This window comes from Kistimonas scapharcae (assembly GCF_039540975.1).
GTDB lineage: Bacteria > Pseudomonadota > Gammaproteobacteria > Pseudomonadales > Endozoicomonadaceae > Kistimonas > Kistimonas scapharcae.
Genome location: NZ_BAABFL010000098.1, coordinates 1 through 951, shown reverse-complemented (window position 1 = coordinate 951; position 951 = coordinate 1). Strand labels below are relative to the sequence as shown.

Here is a 951-nt window from a genome sequence, read left to right as displayed (position 1 = left end):
CCATGACACGTCTCCTAACCCAAGGAAAACCAGTGTCGTAAGTTTAGACGGGAGAATGGCTTATGTTAGGTGGTAATCAGGTTGTTTTTTTGGTGGTTATCAATTGGTTTGATTAGGTTTTTATAGTGGGTTTATTGCCATTATTTATTGGAGGCCATCTTATAAAAGATTAATTTGGTCGCCTATAATGCAAGTTAATTTGAGCTTGTATGTTTATGTCTACTGATCTTACCGATAGCCAATGGGAATATATTGAGCCCTTTATTCCATCACTACCTATCAGGGCTGATAGAAGAGGTCGGTCATGGATAACAGCCAGAGACGTATTGAATGGCATCCTTTGGGTTCTCAGGACAGGCTCACACTGGTACGAAATGCCTGACTGCTATCCTCCCTATCAAACCTGTCACCGTCGCTTTCAACAATGGGTAAAGCAAGGTGTCATGGATTGTCTTCTTGAAGCCCTGGCAGAAGATCTTGAAAGACGTGGGCAAATTGATCTCAATGAATGCTTTATCGATGGCTCTTTCTCCTCTGCCAAAAAAGGGGGAACGGAGTGGGAGCAACCAAAAGAGGCAAGGGTACCAAGATCATGGCGATTGCAGACCGTAATGGTCTTCCTGTCGCCCTATGGGCAACAAGTGCTACGCCACATGAAACACAGTTAGTTGAAGAGCTGTTGCTACAGAGGTCCATGTCTACTTTGTCAAAAAAACTGGTTGGTGACAGGGCTTATGATAGTGATCCACTGGATCTCACGCTTGCAGAGCAAGGCATTGAGCTTATAGCGCCGCATCGCAAAACAAGAGTCAAACCTCAAACACAGGATGGTCGGTCACTGAAAGATACAAGCGCCGATGGAAAGTAGAGTGAAGTGGTTATAGTTTTCCGGACACACAAACAAGGGTAATCTTGAAACCCTATTAAGGTGTGTGAGCATGTCGGAAAAGA

Annotated in this window: 2 protein-coding genes; both read left to right on the top strand. The window is 44.4% G+C overall.

The window, feature by feature from the left end; genetic code table 11:
- Positions 1 to 209: 209 nt before the first annotated feature.
- A complete protein-coding gene (locus ABD892_RS27045; protein WP_425559182.1) occupies positions 210 to 668 on the top strand; it encodes a transposase in 459 nt (152 codons plus the stop codon).
- Positions 557 to 868 (top strand): transposase, encoded by a 312-nt coding sequence (locus tag ABD892_RS05700; RefSeq protein WP_425559181.1) that lies wholly within the window; start codon positions 557 to 559, stop codon positions 866 to 868. The genes ABD892_RS27045 and ABD892_RS05700 overlap by 112 nt, the downstream gene beginning before the upstream one ends.
- Positions 869 to 951: the final 83 nt, after the last annotated feature.

What these genes read in the sequence shown, in the direction of transcription:
- ABD892_RS27045 (WP_425559182.1), top strand. Translation starts at nt 210, where the DNA reads ATGTTTATGTCTACTGATCTTACCGATAGCCAATGGGAATATATTGAG.